Origin of the sequence: Bacillus sp. BS1807G30, assembly GCF_040047675.1 — a bacterium.
In the GTDB taxonomy this organism is placed as follows: domain Bacteria; phylum Bacillota; class Bacilli; order Bacillales; family Bacillaceae; genus Bacillus; species Bacillus altitudinis.
On record NZ_CP157353.1, the window covers coordinates 2535009 to 2554006 of the forward strand.

Consider the following 18998-nt stretch of genomic DNA (forward strand, 5'->3'; position numbering starts at 1 on the left):
CTCTTTCTTCGACTGCCCTCAGTATATGGCATGAAACAAACAAATGAAGCGTTTACAATAAAACTCACCTAATATCCTGACTGAAATGCAAAAAATGAGGATTGAAATACAAATGAAAAAAGCCGCCCTATTCTAATAGGAGCGACTTCTTTAGTTCTTTCGCATATGTTCGGCTGACAGGGACGATAGACCCGTCTGTCATATGAAGATTATACGTTGAATTAAACCAAGGCTGTACTTCTTTCATATGAGACGTGTTGACGATATAGCTTCGATGAACTCTCATAAAATAAGCCTCGGGTAATTTCTTTTCAATGACCACAAGCGGTTCTGTCACCTCATACATATGATCTCTTGTTTTCACAACCTTTTTTCCTTCACTAAGCCCTACATACATAATCTCGTCAACCTGCAAGATCACAATAGACTCATCGACAGAGATCGCTAATTTTTGGTTGTGAGAAAATTTGTCTTCTGAAAGAGACGACTCCTGCGTCTCAATAGCTTTCCACTTCTTAAACTTTTGCATCGTTTGCAAAAGCCGCTCTTCATCAAAAGGCTTTGTTAAGTAATCTAGTGCACTCACCTCAAACGCCTTCAGCGCATATTGATCAAATGCTGTAGCAAATACGATCGCCGGCGGATCAGACATTCGGTTGAGCCTTTTGGCAATATCAAATCCATTCTCACCTGATAAATCGATATCTAAAAAGAGCAAATCGGGCTTGTGATCGACCATCCGGTCAAAAGCAGATTCTATATTTTCCGCTTCCTCTATTTGAACATTCTCTTTTGTTCTTTGTAACAAATATTTTAATTCGTCTCTTGCTAAAACTTCATCATCTACAATCAATACCTTTATCAACGAGAATCATCCTTTTTTACATAATCCATTGGAATGCGAAATGAGATGTCAGTGCCTTTGTCACTATGAATAGATAAAGCAGCTTGCCGGCCAAAAATTCCTCTTAGCCGCTGGTCTAAATTATAAAGTGCTGTACCTGTTCCTTCTTTTGATTCAACTGGCGATTTTAATAATTGAGCCATCTTGTCGTCTTCAATCCCCTGGCCATTATCTGTGACTTTCATATAGACATGCCCATCTTTTATCAAAGCGGATACGATGACTTCACAATTTGTTTGATGTTTAGGAAAAGCATGTCTCACTGCATTTTCAACAAGCACTTGAAGCACAAAGGGAGGGATCATCACCTGTTCCAGCTCTTTTTCAATTTGAAAGGTCACTTGATATTTATTTGGAAATCTCGCTTGTTCCAGTGATAAATAAGCCTCCACATGCTGAATTTCTTTATGCATTGGAATGAGCAGCTGGCGGGCGCCTTGTAAATTTGATCGAAAATAAATACTCAGTTGCAGTAGCAGTTTCCTTGCCATCTCTACATTCGTTCTACACAAAACGGAGATGGTGTTAATGGCGTTAAATAAAAAGTGCGGATTCACCTGGGCCTGAAGCGCCTTGATCTCTGCATCTTTCAGCAGACGACTTTGGGTCTCAGCCTCCCCAAGCTCAAGCTGTGTGGAAAAAAGCATCGCCAAACCTTCTGCAAGCTCCTCTTCTACTCTGCTTAATCCGACTGGAGAATTGAAATACATTTTTAATGTTCCGATTGTTTGACCATTAGACGTGAGTGGTAGCACAATGGCTGCTTCAAGAGGACAGTGAGCGACTGAACAATTGATGTCATCTTTCGAATGCGCCTTCATAATCTTTCCACTCATCAACACTTGCTTAGACAACCCTGTAATCAGGCTTTTCGATGGAATATGATGATCTGTTCCATCTCCAACATGCGCTAAAATCTTTTCTGTATCTGTTAAGGAGACAGCATCTGTTTCTGTTAAACGATGAATGATTTCTGCCACACTTTTACATGATTGTTCGTTTAGCCCTTGCCGGAAATAAGGAAGTGTTTGATCTGCAATAGAAAATACTCGATGTGTCTGCATCGCTTTCGCCTGCTCTTCTTGGCGAATTACTGACTGTAAAATGGATAAAAAGATAAAACTCCCGATTCCATTCACAAAGATCATCGGCAACGCAATAATACTCACAAGGCCCCAAGCATCAGCAAATGGCTTCGCAAACAGAAGGATAATGACCATTTGTAAAGATTCCATCGCTACACCAAAAATCGCTGCTTGTCGCGGTGTGACCATTCGATTCTTCCGCTTAAATCGCCTGCCGACATAGCCTGCAATCACACCGGCTAAAATGGAAGAAATTGCGCAGCTAAGCGCGGTGCTCCCTCCTAGTGAATAGCGATGAATGCCAGCTAAAAGCCCAGCACCAATCCCTACAAACGGCCCCCCTATTAAGCCGCCCATTTCGATCCCCATAATTCTCGTATTGGCGATAGAACTTGATGAGCCTAGGTGATATGAAAATTCGTGGTTCATCACAATCTGCTGCTGGATTTCAATTCCAGTGTAATTGCTGATGATACTAAAAGAAGCAAAAATAAAGACAAGGATTGCTTTTTTTCGAAACCCTTGATTATGTAGTAAGAGATTGCGAAAGCCCTTCACATGGGCAAGCACAAATCCCAAAATAACGATGATTCCTACACGCTCAATCATCATAATAATTAAATGAAGCAAACCGGCCACCCCAATTGATGTATGTGATATCTACTGTCTATCTATTCTATCATGCACGGTCAATGCTCAAAAATCTCTCAAATCTTTTCTTTATTGCCCTCTCCTTCTATTGTAAAATGAACATGAGCCTGTCACATGCAATTGAGGGTAACTACATACATAACAAGGGAGAAGATCATGAAAGCCGTATTTTTCGATTTAGATGATACTTTGCTTTGGGATGAAAAAAGCATTCATACCACTTTTCAGGAAACATGCAGGGAAGCGGAAAAGAAATATGGACTTGATCCAGAATCGTTTGAACAGATCGTGCGTGAAGAAGCAAGAAAGCTGTACTCTTCTTATGAAACATATGATTATACTGTTATGATTGGCATTAATCCTTTTGAAGGACTGTGGTCTAATTTTAGTGAGCCGATTAGCGAAGGCTTTCAAAAGCTGAACGCCCTTGCACCAGAGTATCGCAAAAACGCATGGACAAACGGCTTAAAAGAGGCAGGAATTGACGATGAAGCATTTGGTCAATACTTAGCAGATTTCTTTGCAGCAGAGCGCAGAAAACGCCCGTATGTCTATGAAGAAACGTATCCTGTTTTAGAGCGCCTGAAGGGCAGCTATGAATTACTCCTTTTAACAAATGGAGATCCTAGTCTGCAAAAAGAAAAACTTGCAGGTGTCCCGGAACTTGCCCCTTACTTTAATGAAATTGTGATTTCAGGAGATTATGGGAAAGGAAAGCCTGATCCTGGCATCTTTGAGCACTGCCTTCAGCTGTTAAATCTCACAAAAGATGACGTCATCATGGTAGGAGATAATCCAAAAACAGATATTCTCGGCGCTTCTCGCGTAGGCATTCAAACCGTTTGGATCAATCGTCATGGCAAGAAAAATGAAACAGATGTGACACCAGATTATGAAATTAAAGACTTACACGAATTGTTTGATATTTTAAAATAAACCATAGGAAAAACACCCTTCTCCTGATCGAGATTGGGTGTTTTTTCGTTTTCGGCTAAACAATTGCTGCTAGACTTTGTGCTTGTCGATCTAAGCCGCGTGCTGCTTTTCCTACATTCATGAATTCCTCGCTTGCCTGCTTGACAAGATCCCGGTTTGTAAACACGCTTGTCTTTGCACGGCTTGTTCCGTTGCTGACCTTTTCAACTTCTAAATGGATCGCCTTCACATAACGATCCACCTTTACGATCGCTTCCTTTGAATCTGTCGCAAGCTTACGAATTTCTGCCGCGACGACACTAAAGCCATTTCCATAGGAACCCGCATGCGCAGCTTCTATGGCCGCGTTCAATGCGAGCAGCTGCGTTTGGGAAGCGATACTGTTAATCGTTGTAGCAATTGAGCTGATCGACTCCACCTGCTCTGTTAACCCTTCTAGCAAACTCATGTTTTGATCCGTTTCACTCGCAATATGTTCAAAAGAAGCATTTACACTTTGACTATGCTGGATGCCGATTTCCGCTCGCTCCATTAATTTTGCAGACATATCCTTTAGGTCTTCTACTACCTGCTTCATTGTGTTTTCTCTCTCCGTAATATCTGTTGCCACTTTCACGACGGCCACTACGTTCCCCTCTTCATCGAGCACTGGTGTATACGTCGCTTCAAGCCATAAGGTGTCACCGTACTTCGTGATCCGCTGCACCTTTTCCTGAAACACTTGACCATTCTTCAAACGCTTCCAAAACATTTGATAACTTGCGTCTTCTGCAATATGCGGAGGACAAAACTGTCTATGCTTTAAACCAATCATTTCTTCCTTTGAATATCTCATGGCTTTTGCAAAAATATCATTGACCCATAGGACCTTACCTGTGACATCAAATTCAATCATCGCCAGTGAGTGCTCTAGCGCACGAAGCACAGCTGATTGCTCCAATACTTGTGTTGATGAAGTGTTTGTTGTTTGAATCATCGCTTTCATTCCCCCAATTTGCCTCTATCTAATAGTACATACTTACCCATACTTTAGTACTATCTAAACGTATCATTTGCGCACTTGGATCACCAGTGGAGAATTTTTTTCCATAAGAAAAAAGCCAGCAACCTCAAGAGATGAGATCACTGACTGTTTCGTTTGCCTTCATTATTTTTTTGCTTCTGCGACTGCATGTTTCACAAAAGCTTCGAGGTCCATTGTTTCTGAATCTTGTTCCCCATATTTTCTTACATTGACCGCGCCATTTTCTGCTTCTTGATCACCGACAACCAGCATGTACGGAATCTTTTGCATTTGCGCTTCTCTAATTTTGTACCCTATTTTTTCATCACGACTGTCTAGTTCTACACGCAGTCCTTCAAGCTGCAAACGTTCTTGCACTTTTTTCGCGTAATCTAGATGGACAGATGGTGAAACCGGGATGACTTGGAATTGTACAGGTGCCAGCCATGTTGGAAGAGCTCCTTTGTATTCTTCAATTAAGAAGGCAACGAAGCGTTCCATTGTGGACACAACTCCTCTATGAATGACAACCGGACGATGATGTTTTCCATCTTCTCCGATATATGTGAGATCGAAACGCTCTGGAAGTAAGAAGTCTAGCTGTACAGTAGACAAAGTCTCTTCTTTTCCAAGGGCTGTCTTTACTTGGACGTCAAGCTTCGGACCATAAAATGCCGCTTCGCCTTCTGCTTCATAGTAGTCATGTCCAAGCTCGTCCATTGCATCTTTCAGCATAGACTGTGCTTTATTCCACATCGCATCATCGTCAAAATACTTCTCTGTATCCTCTGGATCACGGTAAGATAAGCGGAACGTATAATCATTTAAACCGAAGTCTTGATACACTTCTTCAATTAAACGAACTGTACGGATGAACTCATCTTTGATTTGATCTGGACGAACAAAGATATGGGCATCGTTTAATGTCATCCCGCGAACACGTTGAAGGCCGGATAAAGCGCCTGACATTTCATAGCGGTGCATTGTTCCAAGCTCTGCAATCCGAATTGGCAGTTCACGATAGCTATGAGGTTCATTTTTATAAATCATCATATGGTGCGGGCAGTTCATTGGACGAAGGACAAGATCTTCGTTGTCCATTTCCATGACCGGGAACATATCTTCTTGATAATGCGCCCAGTGGCCTGATGTTTTATACAATTCCACACTCGCAAGAACGGGTGTATACACATGCTCATAACCAAGGCGTACTTCTTTATCAACAATATAACGCTCAATGACGCGGCGGATTGTTGCCCCTTTTGGCAGCCAGAGCGGAAGACCTTGGCCCACCTTTTGAGAGTTCGCAAACAGTTTCAATTCTTTTCCTAGTTTACGGTGATCGCGCTCTTTTGCTTCTTCAAGCAGACGTAAATGCTCGTTTAATTCTTCTTTGCTGAAGAAAGCTGTTCCGTAAATACGCTGAAGCATTTGGTTGTTACTGTCGCCTCTCCAGTAAGCACCTGCAAGGCTTAACAGCTTGAATTCTTTGATTTTCCCTGTAGACGGCAAGTGAATGCCGCGGCATAGATCGAAGAATTCACCCTGCTCATAAATTGTGACAGCTTCGCCTTCCGGGATTGCCTCTAACAACTCGAGCTTCAATTCATCGCCAATTGCTTCAAAGCGTGCTTTCGCTTCTTCTCTTGAAACTTCAATGCGCTCAATCGGCAAATTGCTGTTAATGATTTTTTTCATTTCTTTTTCAATCTTTGGTAAATCTTCAGGTGTAATCGCTACATCGATGTCGACATCATAGTAAAAGCCATTTTCGATGACAGGGCCTACGCCAAACTGGACGTGATGCTCTTTTCCATAAATGCGTTTGATTGCCTGTGCTAGTAAATGCGCTGTGCTGTGGCGCATAATATCGAGCGCTTCTTCACTCTTATCTGTGATGATCTCGATTGTTCCACTTTCTAACAGCGGCGTACGCAGATCTATTTCTTTGCCGTTCAATTTACCGGCAAGCGCTTTTTTCTTTAGGCCTGGGCTGATTGATGCCGCGATGTCTTCTGTTGTAGCTGTTTTGTCAAACTCCTTGACTGCTCCATCGGGAAATGTAAGTTGAATTTGTTCTGACATCTCTAGTCACTCCTTTTTTTGGCAATATAAAAACCCCGCCCCCTGGAAAGGGACGAGGTTGAATAAACGGAATCGTGGTTCCACCCTTTTTCCCGTATTTGCAGCTTGCTTTGTCAAAAGCAAATACGGCTTGTGGTTCAATAACGGGAATTCCCGTCAGCTATTACTAAACAGTTCACAGCTGATGTTCAAAGGTGGTAAAGCAAATGGTCCTCTGCTAGGAAGCTTTCAGCCGCGGCTTCCCTCTCTTTAAGCGGGTGTTCATTTGTTCATGTCCTTATCAATACGGTCTCTGTATGAAGTTACACCGTATTATAAAACGTTTTTTCGTGAAAATCAAGAAAGCTTTTCACTTTTCTTTTCCAAATGGCTAGGAACAAATTGTACATGCTGTTCTTGAAACGAATGAGGCGGGAATACCTCGACTCTTTCTTGAAAAATATTTTGAATGGTTTGCACCATCGAGTGACCTGTATCATCTGTAAATAGGTCAATTTTTTGTGGCGCAATGGATACAAGCGGTGCAATCAACTGCGAATCAATATACATTGGATGCTCTCTTACAAACTGTCTGTCTATGTATTGTTTTTGATCACGCTCAGAAGCGTACCGAAATTCCCAAATCATCAGGCGGTCCTGATGCACAACATGTACTTTTTCAAGCTTAGGTTCTCTTGACATCACATAGTCTCGAAGGGATTGAATAAAGTTTTGATATTCTTGTTCCATTTTATATTCTTCGATGGATACTTCAACATAGTTCTTCAGCCTTCTGTCATACGCTGAGAGCCTAAATGTCATAAATGAACCAATGGAAAAAACACCTTTCTGTAAAGAAATCGTCTCAAGCTCTTTTTTTAACAGATCCTCCCTCGGCGGGTCTTGATGAATTCCAGGGATATCATCTAGATCCCCTTTCATGATGCTATGGGCGATTGAAAGAATTTGGTGCTGCTCTTCTGGATCTTTAAATAAGTATGTGTTTTCAAGGATGCTGCGCATGCGTTCATTTTCTTTGCATTCCAAAAAAAAGTGAATCAGCAATGTCCGTACAATGTGCTCTATGGCTTCTCCTGATTTCTTCGCTTCTATGAGAAGCCGGTCTTTCCCTTGTTGAATCGAAATGTGATGCCGACTGTCCAAGTGTTCAGCAAGATGTAAAAAAGCGGCGGTATCATATTCATCTTCAAAGATTATTTCAAGCATGTTTGTCCCCCCTAACGACATCTGTTACATATATATGGGGGGAACATAAAAAATAGACGCCTAAAATAAATCAGGCATCTTTCTTTTTAAAATCAGTGGCACTGAGATAAAGATCAAATAAATCAAACAAACAATCGCTAAGGCGGCATAATTTCCGCTCACAAAGCTTGATCCAAGGACATTTAACGCCACAGTACCAGGTATTAATCCTAAAAAAGTAGCTGCCGCAAATGCACGATAATTCGCACGTGAAGCTGCTGCGGCATAACTGACAAAATCAAAGTGAATGGGTGCAATGCGTAATAAGAGGATATAAAGAAATCCATGCTCTTGAATACGGGACGTCACCGCTTTTAGCTTCCGATTGCTTGATTCAGTTTCCTGCTTGTTTGAACGGAAGGTTGAGGCAAGCAGGAAAGATCCTGTTGCACCTGCTGTCGCACCAGCTAAGGCATAAATGGTCCCAAGGACACTGCCGAATGCCAAACCCGCTGCCAGCGAAAAGACGGTGAGAGGGACAAGCACAAATGGACGAAAAAGTGATAAGAAAAGAAAGACAAAGGGAGCCAGCATCCCAAATTGAAGAATCCAATTCTTCACATCTTTCGGCGACAGTTGAAGATGCTGTTTGTTGAGCCACCATAGCACAGCAGCTAGAACGCCAATCACGAGAAAAAGCAGCCATTTTCTTTTGTTCATCTTATCCGCTCCCCTTCACGTGACCTATCTTTTTATAAATGACGGCGATTTTCCCCTTCAAGCAGAACTGGTTCCGCTAGGTAGAGAATACGTTCCATTAATCGAGCTGCCTTCACCTCTTCTTTTTCCCCGCGCTGTGAGTACGTAAAGTGATGCTTTAACTCATTCGGTGAGAAATTAGAAGAGAAAAAAGTCGGCAGTTGCTCTGCCATGCGGTATTGCAAGATTGTTCCTAAAAGTTCATCTCGTACCCAGCTTGTCATCGACTCTGCTCCAATATCATCAAGCATTAAAATCGGTGTTGATTTGACCATATTCAGCTTCTCTTCGAGTGTATGATCGGCTAACGAATTTTTTAACTCTCTCACAAATTCAGGCACGTATACAAGGAGAGATGGATACTCTTTTACCGCTAGCTGCTGCGCAATCGCTGCCAGAATAAATGTTTTTCCGACCCCAAACTTTCCATGTAAATAGAGGCCTTTGCCCTTACCTGTTTCATCATAACTTTGCAAGAATTGACCTACTTTTTGAATGACTTCTTGTCTTCCAACCACATTTAAATCAGCAAACGTCGCTTGAAGAACATTCTGCGGAATATACATACTTTTCATGAGTTCTTGCTGTTTTTTCTGTCTATCAAGCCGCAGTTTGACAGGACAAGGGGAATATTCAATATCAATGCTCTGACCTTTGATCACAAGCTTCGGGTGATACCCGTCTAAAATGACATTTACATTCTCTTCCTCTAAGCAGTAAGAACAGCCCTTTGATTGCTGTACATATTCAAAGAGCCTGTTCAAGCTGCGATTGATCATGTCTTCTTGGATGTCCTCTTGATGCTCCTTTAAAAAAGCTTTTACATCTTCATCAGCTAGGACACTTTCTTTAATCTGATTGTATCTCACGCGAAAATCTACCCGCCCTTTTAGCTGATCAAATGAACGACCGATCGGTTTCATCTCCATCTCACCTCACATTAATGTGCATTGTACTTTTTCATATTATTAAACTGATCTAACAATTTTTCTTTTTCTCGTTCGAGGTCCTCTGTAGACAAGTTATCTGTCTGTTCTTTCGGCTGTTCTTTCGTTTCAGCTTCCTTCATCCAGTCAGGCAGCTTCTCCTCGCGGATCACTTTTCCTGATCCATATGATTGACGTTTATTTTTTTGCTGCGCCCATTCTGTCATTTGCCTATTCTCTTCTTTGGCAATTTTCATAGCAGCTGCCACGGTTTTGATTTTCTTTCGCACCCAGTGGGCGGCGATTTTCTGCATATATGTTTTGGACAGCTTCATATCGGTTTTTAGCAGTGTATAGTAGATCAGGACATTCATGACCCCAGGCTCTAGCTGCTGCTCAAGCATAATATCTTCAACAATTCTTAAGTCTGCATACGTCGGCTCAATGCCATCTGCCATATCTTTTAGAAGCTCTCTAGGCGAAATATGATCAAGCTTTTCAATCAATTTCGCATCTGGTGCATCTGCACCTGAATTCTGCGTGACATTGTGACGTAAATGTCTTGGCTGTTTTTGATCAATCAGCTTCGGCTGTTCGCCTCTGTATTCAATTTGATACCAGTCTCTCGCTGCTTTTCGCAGATCCTCAGTTGATATCATCTGATCTGAGCCACAGGCACCTGCGACAATATTTTGCATCTGCAGCGGGGTGATACCATAGACGACCGCTAACTTCTTAATTGTCTCTTTCACTTGCTTTGTCAAAGCTTTTCTCGGAATCATCATGTCCGACATGCCTGCTAACAGGAGATCAAAATCAAAAGATTCATCTGAAAGCGGTGCAGGCTGACTTGAGCCAACTGTCACATATTCGTAGCCCTCGTCAAGCGATGACGCCTGATTGATTTCCTCTGTCATCTTGCGCTCTCCTGGCTGCAAGACGTGAAACACTTCTTCAAACGATCGGGAGATGTTCTTTGCATCAGCAGGAACTCCTGGATAAGAAAAATAATCACGAAGCTGCATATATTTTGCTTTCTCTACCCGATGATACAAAAGGACATTCAGCATACCGTCTTGGAAAAATTCATCCGGTCTCAGCGGCGGCACGAGCTCATATGTAAACAGTCTGCCTTCTTCCGTTTCCTGTTCATATGTGCGGAGTAATCCGATCGCTTCAAGCTTTAAGCGCTCCTCAAAAATATCATTTAAATTCGTTTGCAGCATCACCATCAGCTGACGGTGAGGTGCGGGTTTCCCCCACATTCGATTTTGTTCCAGCTCTCCCCACAGCGTCATGTATAAACTGAAAGCGGACATGCCAATAAGCGGCTGATATAAAAGAGTAATAAGCTGTCTATCGATGTCACCGAGCAATGAAGCGCTTTTGACGACATACGGATCGACGGCTAGCACTTCCTTCCAATGCTCTGTCATATGCTGATCCTCCCTTAATACGGTTGTCTTCATTGTACACTCTTTTTGCGTTTTACGCTTTACGCAGGAAAAAGAGCATGAAGAATCTTCAGCTCTTTTTTAGCGTTCTTTCTTTAATAAATCTTTTAATTCATCAATAAATACATTGATATCTTTAAACTGACGGTAAACCGAGGCAAACCTGACGTAAGACACTTCATCGATTTTCGCCAGCTCGTCCATTACCATTTCCCCAACAAGCTCGCTTTTCACCTCTGACATGCCTTGGTTACGCAATTCCTTCTCGATGTTAAAACAGACATCCTCAAGCTGTTTTAAAGCGACAGGACGTTTTTCACACGCTTTGATGAGGCCTCTCAGCATCTTTTCCCGGCTGAATTCTTCTCGAATTCCTTCTTTTTTCACCACAATCAATGGCAATTCTTCTAATTTTTCAAACGTCGTGAAGCGATATTGACAGCTTTCACACTCTCTTCTCCGACGAATGGATTTTCCTTCATCTACTGGTCTTGAATCAAGCACCCTTGTGCCAAGGTGCTGACATGTGGGACATTTCATTTCATCAGCTCCGATCTCTTCTTGGAAGTTGTTTGTCTAGTTCTTTATAAAGGGACAAAACAGCCTTTTGACTGTAGCCAAAGTCTGTTGGCAGTGCTGTTTCTGTTGTCACATTAAAATCGACAGCTGTTTCAAAAGGACGAATTGAAATGACAGTCGCCACGAGAAAAGCTTTTTTCGGCGTTCGTATGTTTGCGCTGATTTCACCTCGTTCTGCTGAAACAGATGTCACTTGATAGGAATCGTTTCTTGAAAGAACGGCTTCTACCGCTTGAAAAACTTGAGTTTGTGTCGATTTGTAGTAATGGCTTTTCAGCTCTGACACTGGATGATGGTCAGATGTTTCTGTATGATTTGAAATGAATCGTTTTAGCTTTTGCCCTAAAGTCATACACGTATCCCCTTTGTCATAAACCCTCTTCTTTATTTTATAAAAAAAACCTTTGTTTTCCTAGAACAAAAGTATAGACAGGTTGGATCATGCTGGATGCCCGTGTATGGAACAAATATAAAAAGGAGCATAACACAAAGGCATTTAATGCTTTTGGCCAGCTCCCATTGCAATCTTTTTTATGTTTACAGTGCTTTGGCTTGCGCCTGTTTCACTTGTACAGGTCCCATGCCTCGAGGAATTTCGATGTTTTCTCTTGTTTCAGCACCTAGTTCATCTCCGATATGATCTGCTGCAATATTCGGATCTAGATCGCCGCAAGTATAAACATCTATGCTCGCATAACCATGTTCAGGAAAGCTGTGAATTGTCAAATGAGATTCAGAAATAATGACAACTCCACTTACTCCTTGAGGTGCAAATTTGTGAAAAGCAACCTCTCTTACTTCAGCTCCTGATTTCAAAGCTGCATTTACAAACGTTTTTTCAATAAAATCCATGTCGTTCAGTTTATCACAGTCGCATCCCCATAACTCGGAGATAACGTGACGTCCGATTGTTTCCATCATGGACCCCCCTTAAACAAGAATGAAAGAGTGAAGTTCTAAGCAGCCGGACCGGACATATACCACGGGGGAAAGTTAGTCCAAAGAGGTCCTAACCCTTTAAGTATACCCGAATGAGTCTGCGAACAAGAAGTTCACGAAAAATAGTATACTTTGTTTAGACCCATTTTGCAAGCTGTGTTTTTAGTGGGATTTTCTCTCATTTCTTGAAAAGGGACGTTCAGTCTTCTTCATTTCAAACAGCTGAAAGCTCTTTCATCTGTGAACCAACAAACTTTACAAGATCAACCACTCTGCAAGAATAGCCCCATTCATTGTCATACCATGCAAGAACTTTTACTTTTCTGCCTTCCATCACCATCGTTGTAAGTCCATCAACGACAGCAGAATAAGGGTTTGTGTTAAAGTCTGTGGAGACAAGTGGTTCATCGGTGTAATCTAATATGCCAGCAAGAGATGTCTTTGAAGCCGTTGCAAAGGCAGCATTGACCTCTTCTGCTGTGACATCTTTTTTCAAGTCGACCACAAGATCAACCATCGACACATTTGAAACCGGCACGCGAAGTGCAAGTCCATGTAATTTCCCTTTCATGTGCGGCAGCACTAAAGAAAGCGCTTTAGCGGCACCCGTCGTCGTTGGAATGATGGACTGGGCACATGCTCTTGCCCGGCGCAAATCCTTGTGGGGGTTGTCGATATTTTTTTGATCATTTGTATAAGCATGAACCGTTGTCATTAAGCCGTTGTCGATGCCAAATTCATCATCTAACAATTTGACAACTGGCGCTAAACAGTTTGTTGTACAAGATGCGTTTGAAATAACGACGTGCTTTTCAGGATCAAGATCATCCTCATTGACACCCATTACAATTGTAACGTCTTCATTTTTACCTGGAGCTGTAAGTACGACCTTTTTCGCTCCGGCATCTATATGGCCCATCGCTTGATCTTTTGAATTAAATTTCCCTGTTGCTTCGATCACGATATCAATCCCAAGCTCTCCCCATGGAAGCTGCTTTGGGTCTCTATTATTGAGCAAAAGCACTCTTTTGCCATTGACAATCAACGCGTCATCTTCTGCTGTCACATCGCATTCGTAACGTCCATGATTTGTGTCATATTTAATTAAATGTGCTAGCGTTTCGGCAGGATAGCTTGCGTTCACCGCTACAATTTGAATTTGATCATCAAGCATTGCTTTTCTGAAGACCATGCGTCCAATTCTGCCAAACCCATTGATCGCTGCTTTTACCTTCATGAACAGGTCACTCCTCTATTATGTGTTATACTCAATAAATTTATTTATGAAATTAGTATATCACATTAGAATGTAATTGCCAGTATATAAACGTATATTTTCAAAAAAGGGCTGTTCTTTGCAATGAAATTGACGAAAAAAGCATAAAAAAAGAAGAGTACTGTATGTACTCTTACTTATCTGTATGTTCCCATTCGTTTAATATGTTCTCTAATTGCTTTCTCATAAAAGCGAGATCTTTTGTGTTTTCTATCACGCGGTCTGCTTTTTGGCATTTTTCCTCAAGAGGCTGCTGGGAGTGAATGCGATTCAGCGCTTCTTCCTCACTCAAGTCGTTTCGATTCATGAGCCGCGACAGCTGCAATTCAGGCGTCGTGTACACAACGATGATGCGGTCGACTAGCCCTTCCAGCTTGCTCTCGAATAGGAGCGGGATATCAAGCACAACAAATGTTTCATTGTTGCTCACCCCTTCATCACGCTGTTTGAGCATTTCCTTTCTGACTTCAGGATGAACGATGGCATTGAGCTGTTTTCTTTTCTCTTCATCAGAAAAAATGATCGTTCCAAGCTGCTGCCGGTTCAGTTCACCATTTGGCAGAAGAACCTCTTCACCAAAAGTTTGAACGATTTGATGAAGGGCAGCCGATCCTTTAGAAACCGCTTCTTTTGCAATGATATCAGCATCCACCACCCGAATGCCTTTTTCTTTTATCATCTGCGAGACTGTGCTTTTTCCGCTAGCAATCCCGCCTGTTAATCCAATGACGAGCGTCAATTCGTTTCCTCCTTTACAGCTTCCACACCCCAATTAAAATGAGCAACAGCCCTGGTAAGCATGCGAGTTTATCGATCCAGCGCCAATTGGCCAAATAATGACCCGCACGCAGTCCGATGCATACAAAAAGAGAACTCATCACAGCGACCGTGATGCTCATGACAATTGGAGAAAAACCAAGAATCGCTGCACCAATCCCTGCACCAAATGCATCGATGGATAAAGCAATTCCAAGAAGCACCGCTTCCATTCCATTAATGGTGCCAGAGCGGTCAATATCTGCACTTGTAGGCTTTCGCAAAATATGAATGACAAGCCCAAGAGACTGCACTTCTACATTGAGAAGTGTTTTTTCATGAAGGAGCAAATCACGCTCTTTCGCTGGTTTATAAAATTGATACAGAACCCAAAGTCCGATGGCAATTAAAATGCCTCCACCCAGTTTATCTGTCACTGAGACAGGGAGGAATGTCGTGAGCAGGCTGCCAATCAGCATGGAAATGAGCAACACAATTCCTGAACAGCAAGCAATAATAACGATGGCTTTAAATGGAATTCTCATCTTGCGAAGACCATACGTAAAACCTACAGAAAAGCTGTCAATGCTGACGGCAATAGCTAAAAACAGAAGCGAAAACGAAATCATACCTGTACTCTTCCTTTCTGTTCATGCAACGATGATCAAGAGTCTCTAGGCGTCCTTAGACTCTTCTTCACTATATGAAGAGCAGGTGGGCTGTGTGTCAGTCTACACCTTGCTGAAAAAAGAATGTTTTTTATCGTATGCATGGCAAAAAGGAAGCATGCTGACGGCTTACTTTTATGAAGGGCGTTTTTGGCAGGTCACACAAAAATGAGTGCCGCGCCCTCCAACCACTGTTTTTTCTATGATACTTCCGCACGTCTGGCAAGGTTCTCCCCGCCGGTCATATACAAGAAGCTGTAACTGAAAAGTCCCAATATCACCTTGTGAATTGATGTAGGAACGAATGGTGCTACCTCCTGCATCAACAGCCACTTGAAGTGTGTCAATAATATGTTTGTGGAGCACCTTGCAAGATGCAAGACTTAGCTGATTCGCTTTTGTTTCTGGATGAATGCCTGATTTAAACAGCACTTCATCTACATAAATATTACCGAGGCCTACCACGATTTTTTGATCAAGTAAAGCCGTTTTGACCACGCGGGAGGTTTTCTTTAATTGCTCCCATAAATAGTCTGGTGTAAATGAGTCTGAAAAAGGTTCATACCCCAGCTGTGATAGCGGAAGTTCTTTTTCTTCTTCGCCTGGCTGAAATAGATGCATCGTCCCAAATTTACGGACATCATGATACCGAAGTTCGGTACCATCTGTGAACGTAAAGACGACGTGTACATGTTTATCATAAGGCTCACCAGTTTCATGTACACGGTATTTCCCTTCCATTCTTAAATGGGAGACCATCACATAGTGGTCTAAATGAAAGAGTAGAAACTTCCCTCTTCTTTCAATGGTTTGAATGGTTTCTCCTACCATCCTTCTAGCGAACTCTTCCGGTTCCCCAGGACGTTTGATGATATTTGGCCATTTGATATCGACCGTTTCAATCGTTTTTCCTTTGACTAACCGCTGAAGAGTGCGCCGGACGGTCTCAACCTCTGGTAATTCCGGCATGCTCCTCGCTCCTTTTTCTCTCTCTTTATTTTGCGTCGTACCAAGATGGGCCTGAAGCGAAATCGACTTTTAGCGGCACATCGAGCTGAAGTGCGCTTTCCATGACTTCTGGGACGATTTTTTCTAATATGGCGATTTCTTCTTTTGGCGCTTCAAAGATCAGTTCATCGTGCACTTGCAATAACAGATTTGCCTGCAGATTCTCTTCTTTTAACTTTCGTGCCATATCAATCATCGCTTTTTTGATGATATCGGCGGCACTGCCTTGGATCGGTGTGTTCATTGCCGTTCTTTCCGCAAAGCTTTTCACATTAAAATTACGGCTTGTGATATCTGGGATATATCGTCTACGTTTAAGAAGCGTGGTCACATATCCTTTTTGTTTTGCTTCCTGCACGATGTCCTCCATATAGGTTTTCACGCCTTTAAAGCTTGTTAAATAACGGTCAATGAAGGCCGCTGCTTCTTTTCTTGTAATCCCAAGATTTTGAGACAGTCCATAATCACTAATTCCATATACGATTCCGAAGTTGACAGCTTTGGCCTGTCTTCTCATAGAGGAAGTCACTTCTTCTTCTGAGACATGGAACACATCCATTGCTGTTTTCGTGTGAATATCCATATCTTGCGTAAAGGCTTCAATCAAGTTCTCATCTTGAGAAATGTGCGCGAGTACACGCAGCTCAATTTGAGAATAGTCAGCTGCAAACATGAGCCAGCCTTCTTTTGACGGAACGAATGCTTGACGAATCTTTCGGCCTTCTTCTAAACGAATCGGGATGTTTTGAAGGTTTGGATCTGTTGAGCTTAGTCTTCCTGTTTGTGTAAGTGCCTGATTAAATCTTGTGTGCACTTTATGCGTATCTTTGCGCGTCACTTTCATTAAGCCTTCCACATAAGTAGATTGCAGCTTTCCTATTTGACGGTAATGCAGAATGGACCGAATAATTTCGTGCTTGTCTTCAAGCTTTTCAAGGACATCCGCAGACGTAGAGTAGCCGGTTTTGGTCTTTTTGATAACGGGCAGTCCTAATTTTTCAAATAAAATCACACCAAGTTGCTTCGGTGAATTAATGTTAAATGTTTCTCCTGCTAACCGATGAATGGTTTCTTCATATTCCTTCAGCTTCTTCGTGAGTTCTTCACCCATTTTCTGAAGGCGTTCAACATCCACTTTTACCCCAAGAGATTCCATTTCACCTAAGATGAGGGCAAGTGGCAGCTCTAAATCTTCATACAGCTCATGCTGATCATTTTTTTCTAACGCTTCACGGGTCAAATCATGCAGCGCAGAGATCGCTGCTGCTTTTCTTCCAAGATGGTCTTTTAGCTCTTCTTCCGGTGGAATCGCCTGTTTCGCTCCTTTTCCGTATACTTTTTCATCGGAAAGGGCTATGTTCAGGCCATATTCCTTCGCCACACTTGCAACGTCCTCATAGGATTTCTGCGGATTGACCACATAGGAAGCGAGCAGGACATCGTTATCGACACCTTTAAGATCAACATCATGCCATCTGAGCGCAACAACCGCTCTTTTGGAATCAAAGACCCATTTCTTCTTCGTTTCATCCTGTACCCATTGTTTAAATGCTTCAGATTGCAGAGCATCTTCTTTTGTCATAAAAAATGCACCGTTCTCATTATGGATCGCAAACCCTATCAAATCGGCTTCGTGATAATTGTCTCCTAGCTGTTCTACCACAAGTGCAGCGTGATCTGTCAGCATGTCCTCCGTGACATCTGTCATTTTCTTCACGTCTAGTTCGTCTATTTCTACTGGTTCATCTGATTCCGGCGCTTCTCCTAAACGCTCTAGCAGCGTTTGAAAGCCCAGTTCTTTATAAAGCGAGATGACCTGCTCCATGTGAGGACCTTCATAGGCGAGCTCTTTGCTTGACACATCTATTGGTGCTTCTACGAGAATCGTCGCCAGCTTTTTACTCATCACCGCTTGTTCTTTATATTCTTCAAGCTTTTCTTTTAGCTTTTTCCCGCTGACTTCGTCAATATGATCAAGCAGATTTTCAACCGTTTCAAACTGCTTTAGTAATTTGATCGCTGTTTTTTCACCGACACCAGGCACGCCAGGGATATTGTCTGATGAGTCTCCCATCAGCCCTTTCATGTCGATGATTTGATCTGGTCTGAGGCCGTATTTCTCTTCAATATGTGCCGGTGTGTAATATTCTACTTCTGTGATCCCTTTTTTCGTAATGGCTACTGTTGTATGGTCTGTTGAAAGCTGCGTTAAGTCTTTATCTCCTGAGAAGATTTTGACCTCAAAGCCGTCCTTTTCTGCCTCTACAGCCAGTGTGCCGATAATGTCATCCGCCTCGTATTGCGGAAGCTCGTACCTTTTCACTTGATAAGCATCTAATAGCTCACGGATGAACGGCATTTGTTCTGATAGTTCTGGCGGAGTTTTTTGTCTTCCGCCTTTATATTCCTTAAAGGTCTCGTGACGGAAGGTGGTTTTACCCGCATCAAATGCTACGAGCATATGAGTCGGCTTCTCGTCTTCCAGCATCTTCATTAAGATCATCGCAAAGCCATAAATGGCATTTGTATGTACGCCTTTATCATTTGATAATAGCGGTAAAGCAAAAAAAGCTCGATAAGCGAGACTGTTTCCATCCACAAGTACTAATTTCTTTTGATCTGTCATCTTTTAATCCTCCATCGACTGAGCCGGCTCAGCCGTCTCTTTCGCACATTGTATGTTCATTTTATCAAAGTTTATTTTGAAAAGAAAATAGACGAGCCTGCATAAAAAAGGGACGAAAACAACAAGTGTTTTCGTCCTTCCAAAATTGGCTCCTTGGA

At 42.3% G+C, this 18998-nt stretch carries 17 protein-coding genes and 1 other annotated feature; of the genes, 1 reads left to right on the forward strand and 16 read right to left on the reverse strand.

All coding sequences use genetic code 11. The features are described 5' to 3' along the window. Window positions 1-127: 127 nt before the first annotated feature. Complete coding sequence (locus ABG082_RS13060) at window positions 128-865, reverse strand: LytTR family transcriptional regulator DNA-binding domain-containing protein (protein ID WP_272511770.1); 738 nt, start codon at window positions 863-865, stop codon at window positions 128-130. Continuing rightward, window positions 862-2619 (reverse strand): sensor histidine kinase, encoded by a 1758-nt coding sequence (locus ABG082_RS13065; protein ID WP_138826244.1) that lies wholly within the window; start codon window positions 2617-2619, stop codon window positions 862-864. Before ABG082_RS13065 ends, ABG082_RS13060 begins: the two co-directional genes overlap by 4 nt. 177 nt (window positions 2620-2796) lie before the next feature. On the opposite strand from ABG082_RS13065, the gene ABG082_RS13070 reads away from it, so the two are divergent. Next, window positions 2797-3576 (forward strand): HAD family hydrolase, encoded by a 780-nt coding sequence (locus tag ABG082_RS13070; RefSeq protein ID WP_019743726.1) that lies wholly within the window; start codon window positions 2797-2799, stop codon window positions 3574-3576. A gap of 55 nt (window positions 3577-3631) precedes the next feature. On the opposite strand, the gene ABG082_RS13075 is transcribed toward ABG082_RS13070, so the two are convergent. The 14 genes from ABG082_RS13075 to polA all read right to left on the reverse strand — a co-directional run bounded on the left by ABG082_RS13075 (window position 3632) and on the right by polA (window position 18840). Further along, a complete protein-coding gene (locus ABG082_RS13075; RefSeq protein ID WP_272511772.1) occupies window positions 3632-4552 on the reverse strand; it encodes a methyl-accepting chemotaxis protein in 921 nt (306 codons plus the stop codon). 171 nt (window positions 4553-4723) lie between these two features. Further along, entirely contained in the window at window positions 4724-6664 is a 1941-nt protein-coding gene (thrS, locus tag ABG082_RS13080; RefSeq protein ID WP_007501674.1) for a threonine--tRNA ligase, read from the reverse strand. 45 nt (window positions 6665-6709) lie between these two features. Then, window positions 6710-6957 (reverse strand) — a binding site (T-box leader). A 43-nt stretch (window positions 6958-7000) separates the two neighbouring features. Next, on the reverse strand, window positions 7001-7870 hold the full coding sequence (ytxC, locus tag ABG082_RS13085) for a putative sporulation protein YtxC (protein ID WP_008346029.1): 870 nt from the start codon (window positions 7868-7870) through the stop codon (window positions 7001-7003). Between the two features lie 60 nt (window positions 7871-7930). Continuing rightward, complete coding sequence (locus ABG082_RS13090; protein WP_007501676.1) at window positions 7931-8569, reverse strand: TVP38/TMEM64 family protein; 639 nt, start codon at window positions 8567-8569, stop codon at window positions 7931-7933. 32 nt (window positions 8570-8601) lie between these two features. Continuing rightward, a complete protein-coding gene (gene dnaI / locus ABG082_RS13095) occupies window positions 8602-9531 on the reverse strand; it encodes a primosomal protein DnaI (protein WP_008346034.1) in 930 nt (309 codons plus the stop codon). A 17-nt stretch (window positions 9532-9548) separates the two neighbouring features. Further along, the gene (locus ABG082_RS13100; RefSeq protein ID WP_017367826.1) at window positions 9549-10970 is read right to left on the reverse strand and encodes a replication initiation and membrane attachment family protein; all 1422 of its coding nucleotides are present in this window, start codon (window positions 10968-10970) and stop codon (window positions 9549-9551) included. 99 nt (window positions 10971-11069) lie between these two features. Continuing rightward, window positions 11070-11528: a transcriptional regulator NrdR gene (gene nrdR / locus ABG082_RS13105; RefSeq protein WP_003216720.1), complete on the reverse strand. Its 459-nt coding sequence runs from the start codon at window positions 11526-11528 to the stop codon at window positions 11070-11072. A gap of 4 nt (window positions 11529-11532) precedes the next feature. Next, window positions 11533-11919, reverse strand: coding sequence for a hypothetical protein (locus ABG082_RS13110; protein ID WP_017358264.1), 387 nt, complete (start codon window positions 11917-11919; stop codon window positions 11533-11535). 185 nt (window positions 11920-12104) lie between these two features. Beyond that, window positions 12105-12485: an adenosylmethionine decarboxylase gene (gene speD, locus ABG082_RS13115; protein WP_003216492.1), complete on the reverse strand. Its 381-nt coding sequence runs from the start codon at window positions 12483-12485 to the stop codon at window positions 12105-12107. Window positions 12486-12720: 235 nt separating this feature from the next. After that, complete coding sequence (locus ABG082_RS13120) at window positions 12721-13743, reverse strand: glyceraldehyde-3-phosphate dehydrogenase (protein WP_008346043.1); 1023 nt, start codon at window positions 13741-13743, stop codon at window positions 12721-12723. A 172-nt stretch (window positions 13744-13915) separates the two neighbouring features. Then, window positions 13916-14521 carry a dephospho-CoA kinase gene (gene coaE / locus ABG082_RS13125; RefSeq protein ID WP_348936167.1) on the reverse strand — a complete coding sequence of 202 codons (606 nt, stop codon included), beginning with the start codon at window positions 14519-14521 and terminating at the stop codon, window positions 13916-13918. A gap of 13 nt (window positions 14522-14534) precedes the next feature. Further along, window positions 14535-15167, reverse strand: coding sequence for a sporulation membrane protein YtaF (gene ytaF, locus ABG082_RS13130; protein ID WP_007501684.1), 633 nt, complete (start codon window positions 15165-15167; stop codon window positions 14535-14537). Between the two features lie 174 nt (window positions 15168-15341). Continuing rightward, a complete protein-coding gene (gene mutM / locus ABG082_RS13135; RefSeq protein WP_007501686.1) occupies window positions 15342-16175 on the reverse strand; it encodes a DNA-formamidopyrimidine glycosylase in 834 nt (277 codons plus the stop codon). Between the two features lie 25 nt (window positions 16176-16200). Next, entirely contained in the window at window positions 16201-18840 is a 2640-nt protein-coding gene (polA, locus tag ABG082_RS13140) for a DNA polymerase I (RefSeq protein ID WP_057079215.1), read from the reverse strand. Window positions 18841-18998 lie beyond the last annotated feature (158 nt).